General features: G+C 61.1%; 10 protein-coding genes. All 10 read left to right on the top strand.

Features of this window, described 5'->3' with window-relative positions:
* A partial coding sequence (locus H5U38_12845; GenBank protein MBC7187914.1) for a hypothetical protein occupies positions 1-926 on the top strand: 926 nt, incomplete at its 5' end.
* A gap of 49 nt (positions 927-975) precedes the next feature.
* Positions 976-1524 (top strand): T9SS type A sorting domain-containing protein, encoded by a 549-nt coding sequence (locus H5U38_12850; GenBank protein ID MBC7187915.1) that lies wholly within the window; start codon positions 976-978, stop codon positions 1522-1524.
* Between the two features lie 500 nt (positions 1525-2024).
* Positions 2025-2987 carry a sigma-70 family RNA polymerase sigma factor gene (locus H5U38_12855; GenBank protein MBC7187916.1) on the top strand — a complete coding sequence of 321 codons (963 nt, stop codon included), beginning with the start codon at positions 2025-2027 and terminating at the stop codon, positions 2985-2987.
* Between the two features lie 74 nt (positions 2988-3061).
* Positions 3062-3925: a hypothetical protein gene (locus H5U38_12860; protein ID MBC7187917.1), complete on the top strand. Its 864-nt coding sequence runs from the start codon at positions 3062-3064 to the stop codon at positions 3923-3925.
* A gap of 15 nt (positions 3926-3940) precedes the next feature.
* A complete protein-coding gene (locus H5U38_12865; protein ID MBC7187918.1) occupies positions 3941-6325 on the top strand; it encodes a CHAT domain-containing protein in 2385 nt (794 codons plus the stop codon).
* A gap of 515 nt (positions 6326-6840) precedes the next feature.
* Positions 6841-7185: a T9SS type A sorting domain-containing protein gene (locus tag H5U38_12870; protein ID MBC7187919.1), complete on the top strand. Its 345-nt coding sequence runs from the start codon at positions 6841-6843 to the stop codon at positions 7183-7185.
* Positions 7186-7231: 46 nt separating this feature from the next.
* Complete coding sequence (locus H5U38_12875) at positions 7232-10849, top strand: tail fiber domain-containing protein (protein ID MBC7187920.1); 3618 nt, start codon at positions 7232-7234, stop codon at positions 10847-10849.
* 411 nt (positions 10850-11260) lie between these two features.
* Positions 11261-14128, top strand: a complete 2868-nt coding sequence (locus H5U38_12880) for a T9SS type A sorting domain-containing protein (GenBank protein ID MBC7187921.1) — start codon at positions 11261-11263, stop codon at positions 14126-14128.
* Between the two features lie 146 nt (positions 14129-14274).
* Positions 14275-14550: a hypothetical protein gene (locus tag H5U38_12885; GenBank protein MBC7187922.1), complete on the top strand. Its 276-nt coding sequence runs from the start codon at positions 14275-14277 to the stop codon at positions 14548-14550.
* Between the two features lie 216 nt (positions 14551-14766).
* The coding region (locus tag H5U38_12890; GenBank protein ID MBC7187923.1) for a T9SS type A sorting domain-containing protein at positions 14767-19308 on the top strand (4542 nt) is incomplete at its 3' end.

Here is a 19308-nt window from a genome sequence, read left to right on the forward strand (position 1 = left end):
CGCAAGGGCCTCCTGGGCCGCAGGGGGAAAAGGGCGAGCGGGGGGAACCGGGTCCACAAGGCATCCAAGGTCCCCCGGGACCGCAGGGGCCAAAGGGTGACCCTGGCGATGTGGGGCCCCAGGGGCCACCGGGACCACAGGGACCTCCGGGACCAAAGGGCGACAAGGGTGACAAAGGAGACAAGGGCGATAAGGGGGACAAAGGCGACCCCGGCCCTCAAGGGCCGCAAGGTCCTGCTGGCCCCCAGGGCCCCGCTGGACCGCAGGGGCCTCCTGGACCGCAAGGCCCGGCAGGACCACAAGGGCCTGCTGGCCCCATCGGCGGCAATGATGGCCAGGTGGTGTACAATAACGGAGGGGTTGCCGGCGGCGCGGATATTTTCTATGACGACGTGCGCAACCGCGTGGGCATCGGCACCGAGACCCCCAAGGGCAAGCTCCACGTGCGCAGCGAAAGCATCGGCGTCACCGGCTCCCACGTGCCACGCCGCGGCTTAGTGCTGGAGGGCGAGACCACAGCACTCTACATCATCAGCAATCGCCAAAGCACCGGCGGCTCGGGCCTGACCCTGGGCGAGGTGCACGAGGGCACGTTCATCGACACCTGGTCGCTGGACAGGCAGTCCAACGCCTTGGGCGACGGCAACTTGCGCCTGCGCTACGGCACCGACCCCAGCCACTGGCATAATACAGCCCACCTCACGGTGACCAAGACAGGACTGTTTGGCTTTGGCACCGAGGCGCCCACCGCGCGAGTGGATGCGAACGCCGCCACCGGCTACAATCAGCTCCGCCTGCGCACCTCCTACACTCCCACTGGCACCGCCGATCCCAATGGCAACGTGGGCGACATCGCCTGGGACGACGACTACATCTACGTCAAGACCAGCGCCGGGTGGAAGCGTGCCGCACTGAGCACGTGGTAACCTCAGTCAGCGGGAATTGCATGTGACGCATGGCATCAAGGAGGCAGTCATGAGATCGCTCATCGTCACCACAGTGCTCCTGGCGGCGCTGGCAGTTGAGGGCGCAGCACAACACCGCATCCCATGGGGCACGCTCTCCAACGGCGGAGGCGTAAGCGGCGGCACCACCTACCGCACCAAGGTGGTTGTTGGGCAACCAAGCATTGCCCAGGGCGGAGGGACAACCTATGCCATCCGCAGTGGCTTCTTGATCATCCCGGCAGAGCTGACCCCGAGCACAGGCGTACCTGCTGCCCAAGGCGAAGTGCCGACGGAGTTTGGCTTGGGGCAGAACTTCCCTAACCCTTTCAATCCGAGCACGACCATTCCCTTCAGCCTCAAGAGGCGCTGCTTCGTGACCTTAAGTCTGTTTGACGGCTTAGGAAGGGAGGTGGCCACTCTGGTGCAGGGAAATCTCGAGCCAGGCCGCCACACGGTAACCGTCGATGGCAGTTCGCTGCCCAGCGGTGTGTACCTTTACCGCCTGCAGGCCAGCGACCCCTCCGCACCCTCAGGAAAGCTATTCGTGGAGACCAGAAAACTTACCTTGCTGAGGTAGGAACAGGGGCCCCAAGGGGCATGCACACTCTTGGGGCCTCGATCTTCCCCCAACATACCGCAGCCGCCAGAGAAAAGGACAACCCGGAATCGGGGAACGGTCAACAACTGGAGCACCAGAGAACAGCCGAGCCCTTGCAGACCTGCATAAGGGTGTGCCTACAATCAGGAGGGATGGCCTAGAGAGATTCTGATATTCCCGTGAATATTTGCTGTGCTGCCTTGGTGGGGCCGCTCAGCGGCGCGCACTTCCACAGGACAGAAGCAGGCCCGTTCGTCGCGCTCCGCCAGGCTACGCTGCTGAAGGTAGTCGCAGACCAAAGCGGAACCTGCCGGTAGGCGTCCTTGCGGTGCCTGCTCTTCTCTCTGCGCGCCGGGTGCACATTTTCCTTGAAAAGGCCACCACAAATTCGCATATTTGGGCAGCACAAACATCCAGAATGGAGACCTCCTTGAGGAGGCGAGCGCGAGCGACTCTCCACCGAGCGCGCCATCCCTGGAATGCTCAATGACCCACGCACCGCGCACCGCCTCAGAGTCGCTGAGGTGTACTTCTCCCTTCTTGCGGCTGGCAGCGAGCGCCCAAAAGAGCAGGATATCCTCCCCATGGACGAGGAAGAGTTCCTCCGCCTTCTTGCCATCGATGAACATCAGGCGTGGCAGCTCTTTGTGAGCGACTACTCCACGTTCATCCTCCGGCTCATCGGCCATTTCGTCAGCGACTATGACGATCGCATGGAGCTCTACCTCTTCGTCTGCGAGAGGTTAGCCGCCAACCGCCTGCGCAGGCTCAAGCGCTTCGTGCGCGACCCCCACGCCCCGTGCAAGTTCACCACGTGGCTCGTCCCGGTCGTCCGCAACCTGGTCATCGATTGGTTTCGCCACAAGGAGGGCCGCAAGCGGCTGAACCGGTGCATTGCCGCCCTACCGGAGTTGACGCAAAAGGTGTTCAAGTACTGCTACCAACAGGGCTACTCGCCCGGAGAGGCGTTCGAGCTCATCAGAACGAAACATGATCCAAGTCTGCGATTTGAGGAGGTGGCCCAAGCCCTGGGTCAGATTCACGAGGCCCTGGGCGGGGCCAAGATGTGGGCAGTGGTGAGGGCCATGCTCCGTAATGCGCCAGCCTACCCAACGGACGCAGAGCGCGCCTTGGAGGATCGCCCCGAAATCGAGCTTGTGGCCCCCGAGGCGCCGCCGGACCTCGGAACGCAGATAGTACAGCTTCGCCGCGCGCTGCAGGAAGCTATGGAAAGCCTGCCTGCCCATGAACAGCTGCTGCTGCGGCTGCGCTTCGAACAGAGCCTTGCGGCCTCGGAGATCGCGGGCGTGCTTCGTCTGCGCGACAGCCGCGCAGCCTACCACGCCATCCGGCAGGCTATAGGGCACTTGCGCAAACGACTCCGCGACAACGGCTGGCAGGCGGAGGATTTTTCGATCTTGTTGGGGGGCGAGACGCCCTAATCTTAGGAGCTTGTCCGTTTAATTCTTGTGCAAGCTGGGAAAAGATTCCCTCGTGGCATGCTAAGGAGTGCAACATGCACCATTTGACCATTGGCCGGCTACTGGCAATGCCAGAGCTCGGCGGGAGCGAACCACTTTCGCCGGCGGAGCGGCAGCACCTGGGGCAGTGCGCCCGTTGTAGGGAAACGTACACCCTGGTAGCAGCTGCGGCCAGAGAAGTGCGCCGTCAGGAGGTCAGCCGTGGCGCGCCAGAGACAGCCTGTCTGGGCGAGCAAGAAATTGCCGCCTATCTCGAGAGCGGGTCAGGGCGGGAGCGCGTTGAACTGCACCTGCTGGGGTGCACCCGCTGCCTCCAGGCCGTGGTGGACACCTACCGGATGCTCGCCACTGCAAACAAACAGGAACCGGCAGAGGCACCAGGTTGGGCTCTACGCAAGGTCAGGTCATTGGTCCGTCCGAGCCTGGGGAATTCACTGGCAAGTTCCCTCACGCGAGCCTGGGAGGCGTTGGGCAGGACTTCTCCGGGCTGGCGATGGGCCGCAGCGGGAGGAGCGGCAATCCTGGTGCTTGCCGCCGTGCTCGCGGGCAATCCCGAGCTACGAAGCCGGCTCCGTCCCGAAGAGGCGACCAGGGTTGCCGCATCGCGGCAGGGACGTCCGAGTCTCCTGTTCCCGGCGCGGGGCACTTTGCTTGAGTCAGAGAGCATCGAACTTCGCTGGCAGGCGGTGCCTGGGGCCCTTCGCTATCGCGTGGTGGTGTTGAACGCCATCGGCGACACGACGTGGACAGGGCAAACGTCCGTGGAGCAAGCCGCGCTGGCTCGCGACGCTGCTCTCTTGAAAAAGGGACAGACCTATTTCTGGACTGTCGAAGCGCTCATGCCAGATGGGAGCACCATTTCCTACGAACTCGGTTACTTCCAGGTGGGTTGGCAGTAAAGAGTAGCCATTGCCATGCGACGCCCTGTCCTCATGCTGCTGTTCGTGGTCTTGCATGCGGTGTCTACGTGCGTAGTGGCCACCGCGCAAGAATGGTTTACCGAGAACTTTTCTACCCCAACGCTGAGTCCCGCCTGGTCAATATCCAGCTGGTCAGGCACGCCGTGGTCGTACCATGTCCCCTCGCGTTTTTCCCTTTCCGCACATCCCGGACATCTTAGGTTCTTGCTCGGTGCCATGGTGGTGGACCACCCCCGGCCTTCGTTCAGCGGCTATTGGTACTACCCCTCACTCGAGCTCCGACGACGAATCATGGGCAACCGATGGGTGTGCCTCCTCAAAGTCACCTACTTCCTGCCCCTAACCAACATGCGCGAGTTCTACACCGACATCTGCTTTGGCGGGCCAGACGAGCCCGCGAGTTTCTTGCGCCTGGCACGGTGCAGGGACATTGAACCGCGTTTCGACAAGCACATCGTGATGGTGAAAAGTGGCGACCGCGCAGCACAGGCCTCTATGCTCCACCCGGATGACAAATGGGCCAGCGAACGATTCACTTACTACTATCGCATAGTGCGAGAGGGCGAAACCCTCACCGTCCAGTGGAGCGCGGATGGCCACTTGTACACGACGGCCCTCGTGTTCGACATGGGGCCGCAGGTGGCCAGCACCGAGCAGTGGCTGGCCATCCGCGGCGCCTCGTGGTTCACGCCCTCCGGCTCCTATGCAGACTATGACTACATCATCCTGGCGCCCCCTGACCGAGCGGCCGAATCGGCCAATTCCTCGCCGGAGCACGCCAGCGCTAAGACGAGCATTGCGTCCACCCAGTCCGCCCTTGCACCTGGGCAGGCGCGTCTTCCACGCCTGGAGCGCCTGGTGCAGGAAACCGAGCAGGTGACGCCGCACCTTCTGGAGGAGGAGTTCAAGGCGAGCTTCCTCAGCAGTAGAATGTGGGTCTACGAGGAGGTGGTTTCCGCCCTTTTTGAGCTGCACCAACGCCAGCCTGGACATGGGTACCAGCGAGAGGCCTTTCGCTATGCCGAAAGGGCCAAAGCACGCGCCTTTCTCCAGCTCCTTGCCGAAGGACGTATACGCGTGCGTGAGGGGTCCTCTCCGGTTCTCCTGGCACGCGAGCAAGAGCTAATGGACCAGGTAGCCGCTGCAGAGGCGCGACTGGCCCGCTCCACGGTCACAGAAGCAGACAAGAGACAGTTGGCGCGGGAGTTATCGTCTGCTATCACCGAGCTCGGCAAACTGCGCACGGAGATCATGCAGGAGAACATGCGTTACGCCCAACTCTCCTACCCGGAGCCGCTGCCCACAGACAGCATCCAGAATGACTTGCGGGATGGGTCGGTGCTCCTGCAGTTCTTTCTTGGCGAGCAACGCTCCTACCTATGGATGGTCACCGCGGACACTGTCGCCATGTATGTTCTGCCCGGTCGTGAAGACGTTGAGCGTCATGCGCGGTTCTACATCGGTTTGCTCTCTGCGCGCCCAGTGATCGAGAGCTACGCCGAGGCTGGCCGCCACCTCTTTTCCGAGCTCCTCGGCCAAGTCCCGGCAGAGCAGCTGCGCGGCCGCCACCTGGTGATTGTGCCAGATGGGGCGCTCAACTATCTGCCTTTCGGCGCGCTGATGGTGCAGGGCGATGACCACTTCTTGGCCGACGACTGCGTCATCTCCTACGCGCCTTCGGCAACCATCCTGCACATCTTACGGCGGTGGCGTGCGACTCAAGCTGGCACCTGGGAACGTGAACTGGTGGCCATTGGCGCTCCCCATTCCCTGCCCGAGTTTAAGGAAAATGGTGGGCTTCGCCTCGGCCCTCTCAAGCACGCGCGCCGCGAGCTCGAGCAAGTGGGCAAGAACTGGCCAAAAGGCAAGACCCTGACGGTAACGGGCAGAGAGGCAAACGAGACGCGCGTGAAGAGCGGCCTCCTGGCACACGCGCGCTACGTCCACTTTGCCACCCACTCATTGCTTGACGAGGCGACAATTTCTCGCTCCTGCCTGGTGCTGGCACCTGGGACTGGGGCGAACGACGACGGGCTGTTGCGCATGAGCGAGGTCTTTGACTTGCACCTACACGCAGAGTTGGTCGTCTTATCCGCCTGCCAAACCGCCCGTGGGCGGCTGTACCGCGGCGAGGGCGTGAGAGGGCTGACGCGCGCCTTCCTCTATGCGGGGGCCTCGTCGGTGATGGTCAGCCTCTGGGATGTCGAGGACCGGTCCACAGCCGACCTCATGCAGAACTTTTACGGGTATCTCGCGCAGGGCATGTCAAAGACCGAGGCGCTGCGTGCTGCCCAGCTCGCCCTGCGGCGCAGCGGCAGTCGTGCGTATCGCCACCCGTACTACTGGGCGCCATTTGTGCTCATCGGGGACGACCGTTAGCCGACCAGCCACATCGTCAGTGGAGGAAGCAGGGACTTGCGCCCTGCTTTTTTGTTTGCGAAAATCGCGCCCTTTGTCCGTTAAGTACAAATGGAACGAAGCGGTGGTCCTGGGCGCCTCCTGCAGGCAGACTCAACCACCGGAAGAACACGCAGCACCCGCGTCAATGAACGCGGGAAGAGACCTTATACCACATGTGGAGGCATGTCTCCATGGGACCAACACGAGCGCGCCGATGTCCGGCCCTCCAAGCAGCTGCCTGGCTCGCCGTCTGGAGCACTTGTTTCGCGTTTGCCCAAATTACCGCGGTGCACTCCCAACCGCCTGCTGGCCCGGGAGCCAAGGAGACGAGCACCAGCCACCGGCTCCAGTGGGCCGTAGTTGGGGGAGGGGCGTTGACCCAAGCAGGTGAAGGAGCGATTCGCCTATCTGCAACGGCCTGGCAGACGGCAGTGGACCAAACTGGCAGCGCAACTCACCAGATTCACTCGGGATTCTGGAACCCCTCAGGACTCTTGACTGAAGTAAAGCGGCCAGGCGAGGAGCTTTTGCCCTCGGTGTATGACCTTTGGCACAACTACCCCAATCCTTTCAACCCCACGACCACGATTGTATACGCGCTGCCGCGCAGCAGTCGTGTGACCCTCGAGGTCTACAATCTGTTGGGACAATGCGTGAGGACGCTGGTGGACGAGACAGAGCCCCCCGGCGTGCACCGGGTACTCTGGGACGGACGCGATGCAAACGGGCAGCAAGTCAGCTCGGGATGCTACTTCTACAGGCTGGTGGCGCAATCGACGCCAGCCGGGGCACCATCGCAGCGGTTTGTCAAGACTCTCAAGATGCTACTGCTCCAGTAGCACTCCTTCACAACAAGAAAGGATCTTTTCGCGAGGAGGAACAACCATGAAACAGCAAGTGCTTCATTGGCTGATAGCGTTGGCCGTGCTGGTGCTGATGGCCGGCCCCCTGCGCGGGCAAGTGCCGCAGGTAATGAGCTATCAAGGTTACCTGACGGATGCCGCAGGCGCACCAGTGGGGGATAGCACCTATGCCTTGACTTTCACGCTCTATGACGCCGAAGCCGGCGGTACTGCACTGTGGACCGAGACGCACCCTGCGGTACTGGTCACCAAAGGGCTATTCCAGGTCGTCCTGGGAAGCAAGAACCCACTCTCCTTACCGTTTGATCGCGGCTATTGGCTGGCAGTAAGAGTGGGCACCGAACCCGAGCTGGTGCCCCGCATGCGCCTCACGACCGCTGGCTACAGTTTCCGTGCTGGCAATGCAGACAGTGTGAACGGCATCGCCGCAAGTCGTACCCCTGCGGCAAACTCGCTCTTCCCTCTCGGGGCAGACGGCAAATATCCCCCTGCGGTCTTGCCAGCAGGACTAGCACCAGGCGCCCATGCGGCAACCCACAATGAGGGGGGCAGCGACGTCATCACCGTCACCAGCGCACTCGTCGCAGATGGTTCCATCACCACGCCTGATCTAGCGAACGGCGCGGTCACCGGCGCCAAGATTGCCGACGGGCAAGTGGTGAGGAGCATCAATGGGTTGACGGACCGGGTAACCGTCGCCAGTGGAGCGAATGTCACCATCAGCAGCAGCGGTGACACCTTGAAGATTGCGAGCACCGGCGGCGGCGATATCACCGCAGTCAATGCCGGGGCAGGGCTTGCCGGTGGTGGGGTCTCTGGCGATGTCACCCTCTCCGTGGCGGACGGCGGGGTAACCACGGCCAAGATCGCGGACAACGCTGTCACCGCTGCCAAGATTCAGCCCGACGTGGTCAGCAAGGTCGCGGGCGTCGCCAACGACGGCGGCAACATCGACCTCATCGGGCAAAATGCTATTACCATTGCCCCGGACACTGTTGCCAAGCGGATCACCATCGGCGAGAGCCACTCCAGTCGGACTGACAATCCTCACGGTACCACGGCGGCGCAGACGGGTGCACTGGTCAGCGTCGCCGGCGTGAGCAATCCGGGCGGGAACATCAACCTCGTTCCGGGAGCGAACATTGCCATTGCTGCCGATGATGCGGCAAACACCATCACCATCTCGGCGGCCGCCGCCGCTGGCAACACCCTTGACCAGGCCTACGATCAAGGCGGACCAGGTGCAGGGAGAACCATTACTGCTGATGCTGGAGCGGTCAACGTGGAAGGGCCTGATGGGCTCCGGGTAGTGGGCAAGGTAGGCATCGGCACGCGAGCTGACACACCCCTTTCCGCAAGTCTGCAAGTCTACTCGATGGGCCTGGTGCGTGCCCCAAGCGCCGCGCTGTTCGAGGGTGACTCCATCGGGGTAGAAAGCGTAGCCCGAGGGGCGCATGTACAGCGGCGATACGGCCTGAAAGGGTTCGCCTGGGATGGAAGTCCGAGGGCAGGAAATGTCAACATAGGTGTCTACGGTGGAGCCGAATCGGATACGGAAATCATAGACGCTGAGTGCAACTATGGGGTCTACGGCTTCGCTCGCGGTGCCAGAACAAACATCGGTATCTATGGACAGGCAACCGCCGGGAGTGCCCTTTACGCTGGTTTCTTTAGAGGCGATGTGGAGGTCACACGGGCCCTGCGCGTAGGTTTTGACCCGCAGCTCTACCCACCGCCCTCGTCTCCCCTGATGGTGGCGGGCACAATTCACTCCACAGCCGGGGGATTCAAGTTCCCAGATGGCACGGTGCAGACTACGGCTGCGACCGGCACGGGTGGCAACACCCTTGACCAGGCCTACGATCAAGGCGGACCAGGTGCAGGGCGAACCATTACTGCCGATGCTGGAGCGGTGCATATCGCAGGGCCAGACGGCTTGACGGTGAACGGCAACGTGGGGATTGGGCTCACCAACCCCGGCGCCAAGTTGCACGTTGCCGGCGGGAGCGTCTATCTCGAAAATGACCTGAATCTCTGCTGGCGAAATGCGGCCGGCACATCCTACCCGAGAATACTGGAGCTCAATGCCTCTGACGGCGTGTTTGTGGGAAGCACCGCGGCCACTGGCGGAATGCAGATTCAGAGTGGCGATGACATCAAACTGGTGAGCGGCGCAAACACCCTGATGCACCTGGAGCACAGCACCGGGTCTGTGGGGATCGGCACCACCGTGCCGAGTGAAAGACTACAGGTGGCTGGGACCATTTACTCGAGTGCCGGCGGGTTCAAATTCCCCGACGGCACCCTGCAGACCACTGCTGCCACCGGCGGAGGTGACATCACCGCCGTCAATGCGGGCGCAGGATTAGCTGGAGGCGGTTTGTCTGGTGACGTGACTCTGTCGATTGCGGATGGAGGCGTAAGCACCGCCAAGCTTGCCGATAACGCCGTCACCACGGCCAAGATCGCCAACGGCACTATCCAAACTGCTGACCTCGCCTTCACCGTTCCAGACGGGCACTCTCTTGATGCGGCTGATGGTAGTCCGACAGATGCGGTGTATGTGGACAATGCTGGTAAAGTGGGCGTTGGCACAAGTACACCCTCCGCAAAGTTGGATGCTGTAGGAAGTGTCCGTGTGCTCCCTGGTACTGGAACCTACTATCCAACAACTGGTAAAGGCCTGGAGTTATGTTACTCTGACGCCACCGACATAGGAAGTGTCGCTACCTATGACCGTAGTACGAGTACGTACAAGACACTCTGGCTAAGGGGAAATCCGACAATCATCAACTACGCTGGACCTGGATACAACGTGGGAATCGGACTTATTAACAACCCCACTGAGAGACTCGAAGTCGATGGAACGGTGAAAATGACTGGCTTCAAGATGCCGACCGGCGCCGCTGCAGGACGGGTGCTGACCTCAGACGCCTCGGGTGTGGGTACGTGGCAACCGGTTCCCGGGGGAATTGGTGGTAGTGGCACAACCAACTACATCCCGAAATTCACAGCAGGAACCGCTCTTGGCAATTCGATAATATACGAAACAGGTGGGAAAATCGGAATCGGGACGGCAACACCCACCAACCTACTCACGCTGCGGTCCGCTGGTCCCTGGATTGAGTTTCAAGATAGCGACGGGGGCAACTATTGGATCATTGGAGCTTATGGGGGAAACTACTTTGCCCTAACTGAAGCGACTCCTGGTGGTATGGGATACACCAGACTCACCGTCAAAGAGGGTGGCAACCTCGGGATAGGCACAACAGCCCCCGCCAACATCCTCACCGTCCAGCAATCCTCTCCCACCGACCCGATTGCCGATGCCTGGCTCACCTACAGCTCGCGGCGCTGGAAGACCAACATCAAGCCAATCGAGGCGGCTCTGGCAAAAGTCAAGGGCTTGCGGGGCGTCACGTTCGACTGGAAAGAGGACGGCAAGCATGACATCGGCCTTGTGGCTGAGGAAGTAGGTGAGGTCATCCCGGAGGTAGTGACTTACGAGGAAAACGGCAGAGATGCCCGATCGATCGACTACGGCCGCTTGGTGGCAGTCTTGATTGAGGCGATAAAGGAACAGCAGGCCCAGATCGAAGAGCTCAAGGCGAAACTGGGGGCTCTCGCTCCGAAGGAGTAAAGAGCCAATGGCAGCCACCGCCACGTCACAGGAAAACCACAGCTCACGCATGCCTGCACAGATCGTGCACCAACAAGAGGACAGACATCAGCGAAGTTGAGGCAAAGGGAGGCACTTCCCGTCGCCAGCGACCATGTCAGCGGGGCGGCCCGCAAATACGCATGAAGGGTGCGCTGCTCCCCCTACCCAGGAACCGCGAGGCGCCGGCGTATGTGGGCACACAGGCGTCTGTGCTGGCCAAAGTTTTGTCGTGCCGAGCCCGAGGACTTTGAAGTGCTCCTGGCCAGTTTCAACACGAGAACCAAGCCTCAAGAGGGGGTGGTTGTTATGGCGGCGGCTTGATTTTGAGAGGATAGTCTGGTGGTAGGAGGAACCTTTTCAGGACCCCTGGAACAGGGGAGGAGGTAAGCCATGAAACCATCAAGATTGACCAGAAGCGCGGCTTTTGTTGCAGCGCTGGCTACCGCTGCCTTTGCTGGCAAGATCGTCCCTGACGGCCGAACGGTACTGTACGATAGTTTCGACGGAGCCACCGTTGGCAACGCCTTCGGTCCGATTACCTACGAGGACGGCCTCCCCGGCCTTGGAAAGGCAGCCAAATTGCCTCTGGGCGCATATCTGAGGTACGACATTCTCTCGTGGTACACAGGGAATGGCCCCGCGCACCCGGGCGTCGAAGGGACTGTGGAGTTCTGGGTCAAACTCAACCGCGACTACGGGGAGGTTTTGCAGTTCAATTGGTATCTCACCGGCACACCCCCGGCGTCCGGCGCTGTCTACCTTCCCTACCTCACGGCCGATCATGTGTATCGTCATTGGGCTTGGCCCGGCGCTTGGCTGCAGCCCCTGGATGGCCACACCATAGTCAAGGCCGACGAGTGGACACACATCGCCACAAGCTGGGGACCTGCAGGCACCAAGATCTACATCAATGGCGTCCTGGATGCCTGGAAGGCGGAAGGTGGCGGGTGGTCGGGGGTGCCCTATCTCCTTACCAACACCTACATCTATGTCAATCACTGGGGCGCGAGCGACCTGGGCCTGATCGACGAGCTGCACATTGCCAAGGTCCAGCTCAGCGATGAAGAAATCGCCGAGCACGCCACGATAGTGTTCAATCAAGCCCCTGTGGCCAATGCAGGACCAGATACAGTCGTCGCCGGCGGTTGGCCGGACGGGGCAGAGGTCATGCTGGACGGCACAGGTTCCTATGACCCCGACGGTGATGCCTTGCACTACCACTGGAGTTGGGACAGCGGCGAAGCAACAGGGCCCACTCCCATCGTTCGGCTGCCCTGCGGTACCACGACCATTTTCTTGGTCGTAGACGACGGGCAGCTCAGCTCACCCCCGGACTTTGTGAGCGTCACCGTGCTCGACTCGGCTCACGGCCACATCGTTGACTTGCGCGAAGAGGGGAGGCTGTCCATCGCGCTGTACAATCCCTTTCCCGTGCAGCAGATTCTCGATGAAGCCTTTCTGACATACGCCCGGGCTGTGTTGGACGCGATGCGCACATGCACCACTGCGCTGCTCGATCTTCACGATGCTGAACTCAAGAGCTCCTCAGTTGCTGCCATGGCCGTGGGCTGGGGTTTCCCGAACAACTTTGTGCTGGGCCTTGCCATAGAGGATAGTACGGGGACGCGTCGCGCCCTCACCTTCGAGGCGCAATGTACCCTTCCCCAGCCACCTCATATGGGCATCCACAGAGTGGACTTCGCCACGACTTTCGACAACGGCGCGCACCACCAGTCCGCTTTCCTGCACTTCTTCGCCGCCTCACCGCCAGACAGCAGCAGGCCAACAATCGACGTGGCCTGGCTGTCCGACACCGAGGTCACATTTTCGATCTCCGGGTCGATCCTGGAAACAGCGCTGATGAAGATCGGCTCCTGGTTAGAGACAGGGGCTCTGAAGGTCGCTGATTGGACTCTGCGGCTAGCACGGATCGTTCAGGACGCGATAGAGGACTCTGAGCCGCCAAGTGTGGTCTTCTCCCCTGATAGGCCAAGCAATTGGTACAATGTAGATGTCAAGATGACCCTTTGGGACGCGTCAGGGCTGGTCGCCGTGCTGAAAGTCGACACTACACTCATGGTGCGCCTAGCGCCACCTGCGCAAGCATTGCAGCCACCTTTGCCGACCAGTGAGGGTGAGCATAGGGTTTCTTACTGTCTCGCTGACTGGAAGGGGTTGTTGAGGCTCCTCGGCGTGCTCAAGTCGCCGCCGACGCTGGAGAGCGCCATCAGGACAATCCTGGATCTCATCCTGGTCAGCTCCGGGGACGGCGGCTCCCACTCTTTGCCGGAGGAGGTGTTCAACACGCTCATGGAGATAATCCAAGCACGCGCCTTCACTGACCACTTGGTGATGGGGCGTAAGGAGCTCAATATCGACCGCACTAGCCCGAATATCAGCTGGACGCTTAGCCCTGGCACCGTCCATGTGACCGTAGATGATCCGAACCACCGACAAAACAGTGGCCTCGACCAGGTACACTATTGGGTCGACGGAAGCTGCATCATGGATGAGAACCTTCAAGGCGAAGACACCCGCCTGAGGGACATCTCCGTCCCCACATCCTTCCGGCTGGACGTTTCCGCGTGGGATGTGGCGGGAAATGAAGCCAGGAGGTCCATGGACCCATATGTGTTGAGCTTGGAACCCGCCTCGAGCTGCGAGGTCCAATTCGCTGCGGCCGAGCACTACCTGTGGTTCAACAACAACGGACTGAAGGAAGTGGAACTCCAGCTCAATGACGCCCGCTTCCGGCTGGTTGCACATGCGACGAGGAGAGACCAAGAGGGGGACATCTATTTTGTGCCCGAGTATGGTGGGGCATCTGTTGATTTCTCCCCGTACATCGGCGATCGCAAGCAAGTGCACATGCTCATCCACCCCTTCGGCCCAAGCGGCGCGTGCGGTTTCTTCATCTTCTCGGACTGCAATTCAGTGACCGCGGTGAGAGGAGGGTCTTCGCCAAGTGCCATGATGCCGCGTGCTTTCTCCTTGGAGCAATGCAGTCCCAATCCCTTCCAGACACGGACGGTGATCCGATACCAAGTCCCCAGTGCCACCGAGCTTCGTCTTCGCGTATTCGACTTGCTCGGCAGGGAAGTGCGACAGTTAGTTGGCGGCCAGCAACCAGCAGGCTACTACTTCGCCCACTGGGACGGAAGGACGAGCGGGGGCGACATGGCGGCAAGTGGGACATACCTCGTCCGACTTGATGCGCCTGGCTACCACCAGACGCGCAAGGTGCTGCTCCTCAGGTGATTGAGGCGAGGTGAGAAAACGATCCTCCGCCGCTGGCGCCTCTGCTCGCGCGGGGGTTCGTTCCTCTGTTTGGTGCGAACCCCCGTGGAGCTCTTTCAGGCTCGTGAAGAATCGCTGCCTCGGCAACAGGGAAGTGGCGCGGCCAGATGGCCCCCGAGCCGGTGGCGTGCGAGGAAATCCGCAGAGATGCCAAGTCGATTGACAACCCTCGGTTGGTGGCAGTATTGATTGCGGCGCTAAAGGAACAGCAGCAGATCGAAAAACTCGAAGCTGCTCTCCAATTGCTCGGCGAGAAAAAAATAGGTTATTTCGCCCCTTTCGACGCCCCCGAGGCGTCGGCGACGGGTTCGTCTCGCCGGAGCTGCTTGCTATTGGCACCAGGGTTCGGTCCTCTGTGGCGTGGGGAAAGCAAACCTTCGTGAGAACCTTGCCGGCCAGCCACATCGTCAGTGGAGGAAGCAGGGACTTCGCCCTGCTTTTTTGTTTGCGAAAATTGCGCCCTTTGTCCGTTAAGTACAAACGGAACGAAGCGGTGGTCCTGGGCGCCTCCTGCAGGCAGACTCAACCACCGGAAGAACACGTAGCACCCGCGTCGATGCACGCGTGAGGAGGCACCGTAGTATCCAAGGAGACAAACTATGCGTACACATGCACAGATCCTGATATCGGTCCTGGTGGGCGCCGCCCTGCTTTCTGGTCCGCACACGAGACTTCTGTGCGCGGCGAAGAGTGATTGGAAGGCTGCACCGGCGGCACTCAGTCAGCGCGCCCAGTTCCCTCGCGCAACCGCTCAACCGGCAGATGGATTGACAAGCACGGTCAACGTACCCGGTACCGCCTCGTTTCGCTCCTACGGCTACGGAGGCCTTTTCTGCGGGCCCGGCGGCGCTCCCGTGGATGCTGGTCTCAATCTCAGTGGTCTTGACTCGTGCACCGTGCAGGTGGCGGCCACTGGCGTCGTGCTCGCAGCGGGTGAGGCCTCTCACAATCCAGATGGAACAATAGTCGGTGGCACTTTCCGGGCTCCAGGAGGGCGCACCTACGGCCCAGGCAGCTGCGCCCCAGGAAGCTGCGCTGCTGCCGGGCTCCCCGTGCCGTCAGGATGCTTTGGCAGCCTGATCGCCTTGTTTGTGGACGAGAAGCTGCGTCCCATCGGCGGACCTTTCCAGGCGGGCTCGTTCTGTGAGGTTCTCATTCCTGAGGGCGCCACTCGGCTGCTCTTCGCAATAAACGATGACGGCTACTGCGACAACGGTGGATCTTTCCAGGTAGAGACCTCCCTTTCGGCTGCAGCCCTTCGCCAGGCACCCATGGGAATGCTCCGCCAAAGTGAGGGACAAGTCACCATCAACGGGAGAACCGCCACCTCCGGCACGCCTCCGGCTTTCGCAGGCGACAACTTGGTAACGGGCCAAAGTGGTTCCTCCCTGCTGGACCTGCTAAGCGGCTACCAGTTCCGCGCCCTACCCGGTACTGAGTTTTCCCTGGGAAGCAGCACATCCCCTGGTTGTGAACTAAAGTACAATGCGAAAATCAAGAAGGGTGGTGGCTTGTTCAAACGCCTGCGCGACCTGTTGCATCCACCAAGCAAGTTCGAAATCAAAACTCCAATAACCGTAATTGGAGTCAGAGGCACTGCGTTCGCTCTCATCGTTGACGAACTGACTCAAAGTACGACCGTGACAGTATTCGACGACACCGTCGATTTGCGGAGCGCCACCAGCGGCGAGCTCCTGGCTACCCTTTGGGCACGTGGCGACGGGCGGTGTCAACAGGCTGTGGTGGACGCCGAGGGGCATCTTTCCGGACCATTCTGGGTCGACTGTGATAGTTCGAGCTACTCCTTCCCGCCGTACCAGGCAATTCCTCTTGACACGCTGGCACCGCAAATAGTGTCTCTCACCGACGTTACCTTGCCGGGTGGGGTCGTGAGGATTTCCGGACGGGTGCAGGATAATTGCGCCCCTCCATACCGCATTGCCGTCAGCGCCCGGCCTGGAACCCAGGAGAACCTTGCGGAACCCATTGTGGTGACCGGCCCAGACGATTCGGGGCTGTTCTCTGTGGAGGCCACCCCCGTGGATGGTTCCAACCCTGCGTCCGTTCTCCTGGGCATCTCCGACCCCGCCAACAACGTCCTCTGGCGCGAAGTAGACGTCGTGCTGCGCACCTATCACGCGGTCTACGTGGACAGCGCCAACACTTCAGGTGTCGAGGACGGCACACAGGCCCATCCCTTCAATACCATCCAGGAAGGGATCGACGCTGCCGGCGATAGAGACACAGTGAAAGTGGCCGCGGGCACGTACAGGGAGAGGATAGGGCTTCCGTGGGACATACACCTCACGCTCGTCGGTGCTGGCCCCGCCCTCACCAAGGTTTGGCCTTCGACCTACGAGGGAGCCGCACTACTGATCCGGGAGCATGCCACGGCCCAGGTTCAAGCAATGAGTTTTCAAGGAGCAAGAAAAGGGATCGAACTCGCGCACGCGGCGCACGTGGTCCTTGAAGATTTTCTGATCGAACACTGTGAGCGCGGTGTCGTCACGTCGGGTTACGACGCAGCCATCACCGCAAGGCGGGGGAGAATCTCGCACTGCGTGATAGGCATCGACGGATCGGACCACCTGCCGCTGCGCCTCACCAACATTCTTTTCGAGCGCATCGGACTGGACCACGCCGAGGAGGCAGGAGTCATAGCCGACGGCACAGTGGAAATCGTCAACTGCACCTTTGCGGAGCACTACAGCGAGGACTCTTCAGTCCCGGCGGTCAAGATCCTCTACGGCCCAGTCACCATCCGCAACACAATCATCTGGAACTGTGGAAAGGCAGTCGAGGGGAAGGCAGAACATTGCCAAGTGGACTACTCGTGCTTCGGCCGTCTCCAGGGCTCTCCAGGCCCGTACTACAGGGACACCTCACAGGGAGGCACAAACCTCCCTTATGGCACGGACCCAATGTTCGTTGCTCCGTACTACCCGCACTACGACTATCATCTTCTGCCGACCAGTCCGTGCGTCGACGCAGGGGATCCTGCTGAAGACTATTCGTTGGAGCCTGAGCCCAACGGCGGACGCATCGACATGGGGGCCTACGGAAACACGCCGGAGGCGACCCCCAACCGCTTGGGAGCTATCCTGGCACTGCCTGATACCAGTGCAGCTCCGGGCAGCACTCTCATCATCCCGATCACCGTCTCCACCGACTCTGCCATCGCCTTGGCGCAGTTCGTTCTCGAATTTGACTCTACAGTCATCGCTTTTCAGCAAGCCCAGGTAGGCCCGGGAGCACCTGGGTTTTCCATTAGCCTGGTCAACCGAAACCTGCCGTTTTCCCCTGAGCCCGGGATGAATCCGCGCAATAAGAACGTCTTGGTCCAAATTTCGGGGGGCGGAGGCGCATCCTTTACGGGCCAGGGAAAGATAGTGGTTCTGCTGCATTTTCTGGTGACCGGCCCACCGGGGTGGGGGTGCAGCCTCCGCTTCGACACCAGGCCCTCCCACTGCTTCCTGACCACGTGCAACTTGACGGACATTCAGTCGGGACAGATTCGCTTCCTCCACGGATACGTCAGCGTACCCATGCACTTTTCCATCTCCGGCTATGCCCGGTATTGCCCTACGGGTGGACCTGTGTCGCAGGCTGAAGTGGTGCTGGACAATCAATCCGTCAGCGTAACGGGGGGGGACGGCCGGTATCAGCTCTCATCAGTGCTTACCGGGACTCACACGCTGGCCCTGCGCAAGAGCGGCGATCACGGCGGCGCCATCTCCGGAGCCGACGCCTTAGCGGTGTTGAGGCACTTGGCCTTTCTGCCGCCTGCGCTCGGGGCGTGCCAGCTCCGGGCCGCGGACGTGACTCTGGACAAGGCGGTCACCGGTGCCGATGCCTTGGCACTCCTCCACTATCTGGCCTTTTTCCCGACGAACATCGGTCACACTGGCACTTGGGCTTTTGTCCCTGCCGAGACAACCTTCACCCTGCTCGCCAACGCCTCCCTTGATTTCGTTGCCACCCTCCTGGGAGACGTCAACGGGAACTGGACCCCAGGCCAAGGCATTCCTCTTGCGCTCTTGAACACGGTGGAGGGCGCTGCCCCGCAGCCCAAGGCTATCCTTGTTGCGCCGGCCGTTGGCAGTACCCCTGGGGAGTTGGTCACCGTGCCGGTGAGCTTGAGCACCGACTCTCTCGTGGCCCTGGCGCAGTTTGTGTTGGAATACGACTCCACGGTAGTTACGTGCGACACGGTTTTGGTCGGCGCTGATGCAGGAGGCTTCTCCTTGCTGATCAACCGCAGACTACCATTTCCTCCGTCGTGCCCAGGCACGAACAAGAATCTCTTGCTCCAACTGAGGTCATCGGATCCGGCCTCAGGAATCACGGGCCCGAACCGCCAGATTGCCGTTCTGCGTTTTCTGGGCGTTGGCGCATTTGCCAGCGTCACTCCGTTGGCCTTCGATCCGCGACCCGAACGCACGTTCCTCACCACCCCGGGATTGGTAGACCTGTGCGGCACCGATTTGGAGTTCGTGAACGGTCAGATTAGCCTCCCCGTAGAGCTCCTCTCCTTTTCCGCGGAAGTAGACAGAGGCGAAGTGCACCTCTCCTGGGTTACCGAGCCCGAGGCTAGTCTGCTCGGCTTTGAAGTGCACCGGAGCATCGACGGGCTCCACTTTGCGAGCGTAGGTTTCGTCCCTGCTCACAGGTCCGACGCGCCATCACACGTCTATCGCTTCACGGACACGCCGGCCGTCAGCGGCACTTACTACTACCGCCTGGCGCAGAAAGATGCCGACGGTTCTCTGACCTGCTCAGGCTGGTTGGAAGTCGTTGTCTCGCCTCCCAGGGAATCCCGCCTGCTCCAGAACCACCCCAACCCGTTCAACGCCCAGACGGAGGTGCGCTTCCAGCTTGCGCAGCCCTGCCACGTGGTGCTGACCGTGTGGAACGTGCAGGGGCAGCAGATCCGCAAGCTCCTGGAGGAGGAACGGGCGGCCGGCTATCACACCATTCACTGGGACGGAAAGAACGAGGGGGGTCTGGCAGTAGCCTCGGGGGTATATCTCCTGCGCATGAAAGCGGGAACGGTTACGGAGACGCGTAGACTGCTGCTCATGCGCGGACACGACGCGTGCTGGGCGGCACGCATGGGAGCGTGCCGCCCAGTCGTCCAGCCA

Source organism: Calditrichota bacterium, from assembly GCA_014359355.1.
Taxonomy (GTDB): domain Bacteria; phylum Zhuqueibacterota; class Zhuqueibacteria; order JANLFK01; family Oleimicrobiaceae; genus Oleimicrobium.

Bases quoted from the DNA above. Each gene is read 5' to 3' on its own strand.
- H5U38_12850 (MBC7187915.1), top strand. From the start codon at position 976: ATGAGATCGCTCATCGTCACCACAGTGCTCCTGGCGGCGCTGGCAGTT.
- H5U38_12855 (MBC7187916.1), top strand. From the start codon at position 2,025: ATGCTCAATGACCCACGCACCGCGCACCGCCTCAGAGTCGCTGAGGTG.
- H5U38_12860 (MBC7187917.1), top strand. From the start codon at position 3,062: ATGCACCATTTGACCATTGGCCGGCTACTGGCAATGCCAGAGCTCGGC.
- H5U38_12865 (MBC7187918.1), top strand. From the start codon at position 3,941: ATGCGACGCCCTGTCCTCATGCTGCTGTTCGTGGTCTTGCATGCGGTG.
- H5U38_12875 (MBC7187920.1), top strand. From the start codon at position 7,232: ATGAAACAGCAAGTGCTTCATTGGCTGATAGCGTTGGCCGTGCTGGTG.
- H5U38_12880 (MBC7187921.1), top strand. From the start codon at position 11,261: ATGAAACCATCAAGATTGACCAGAAGCGCGGCTTTTGTTGCAGCGCTG.
- H5U38_12885 (MBC7187922.1), top strand. From the start codon at position 14,275: ATGGCCCCCGAGCCGGTGGCGTGCGAGGAAATCCGCAGAGATGCCAAG.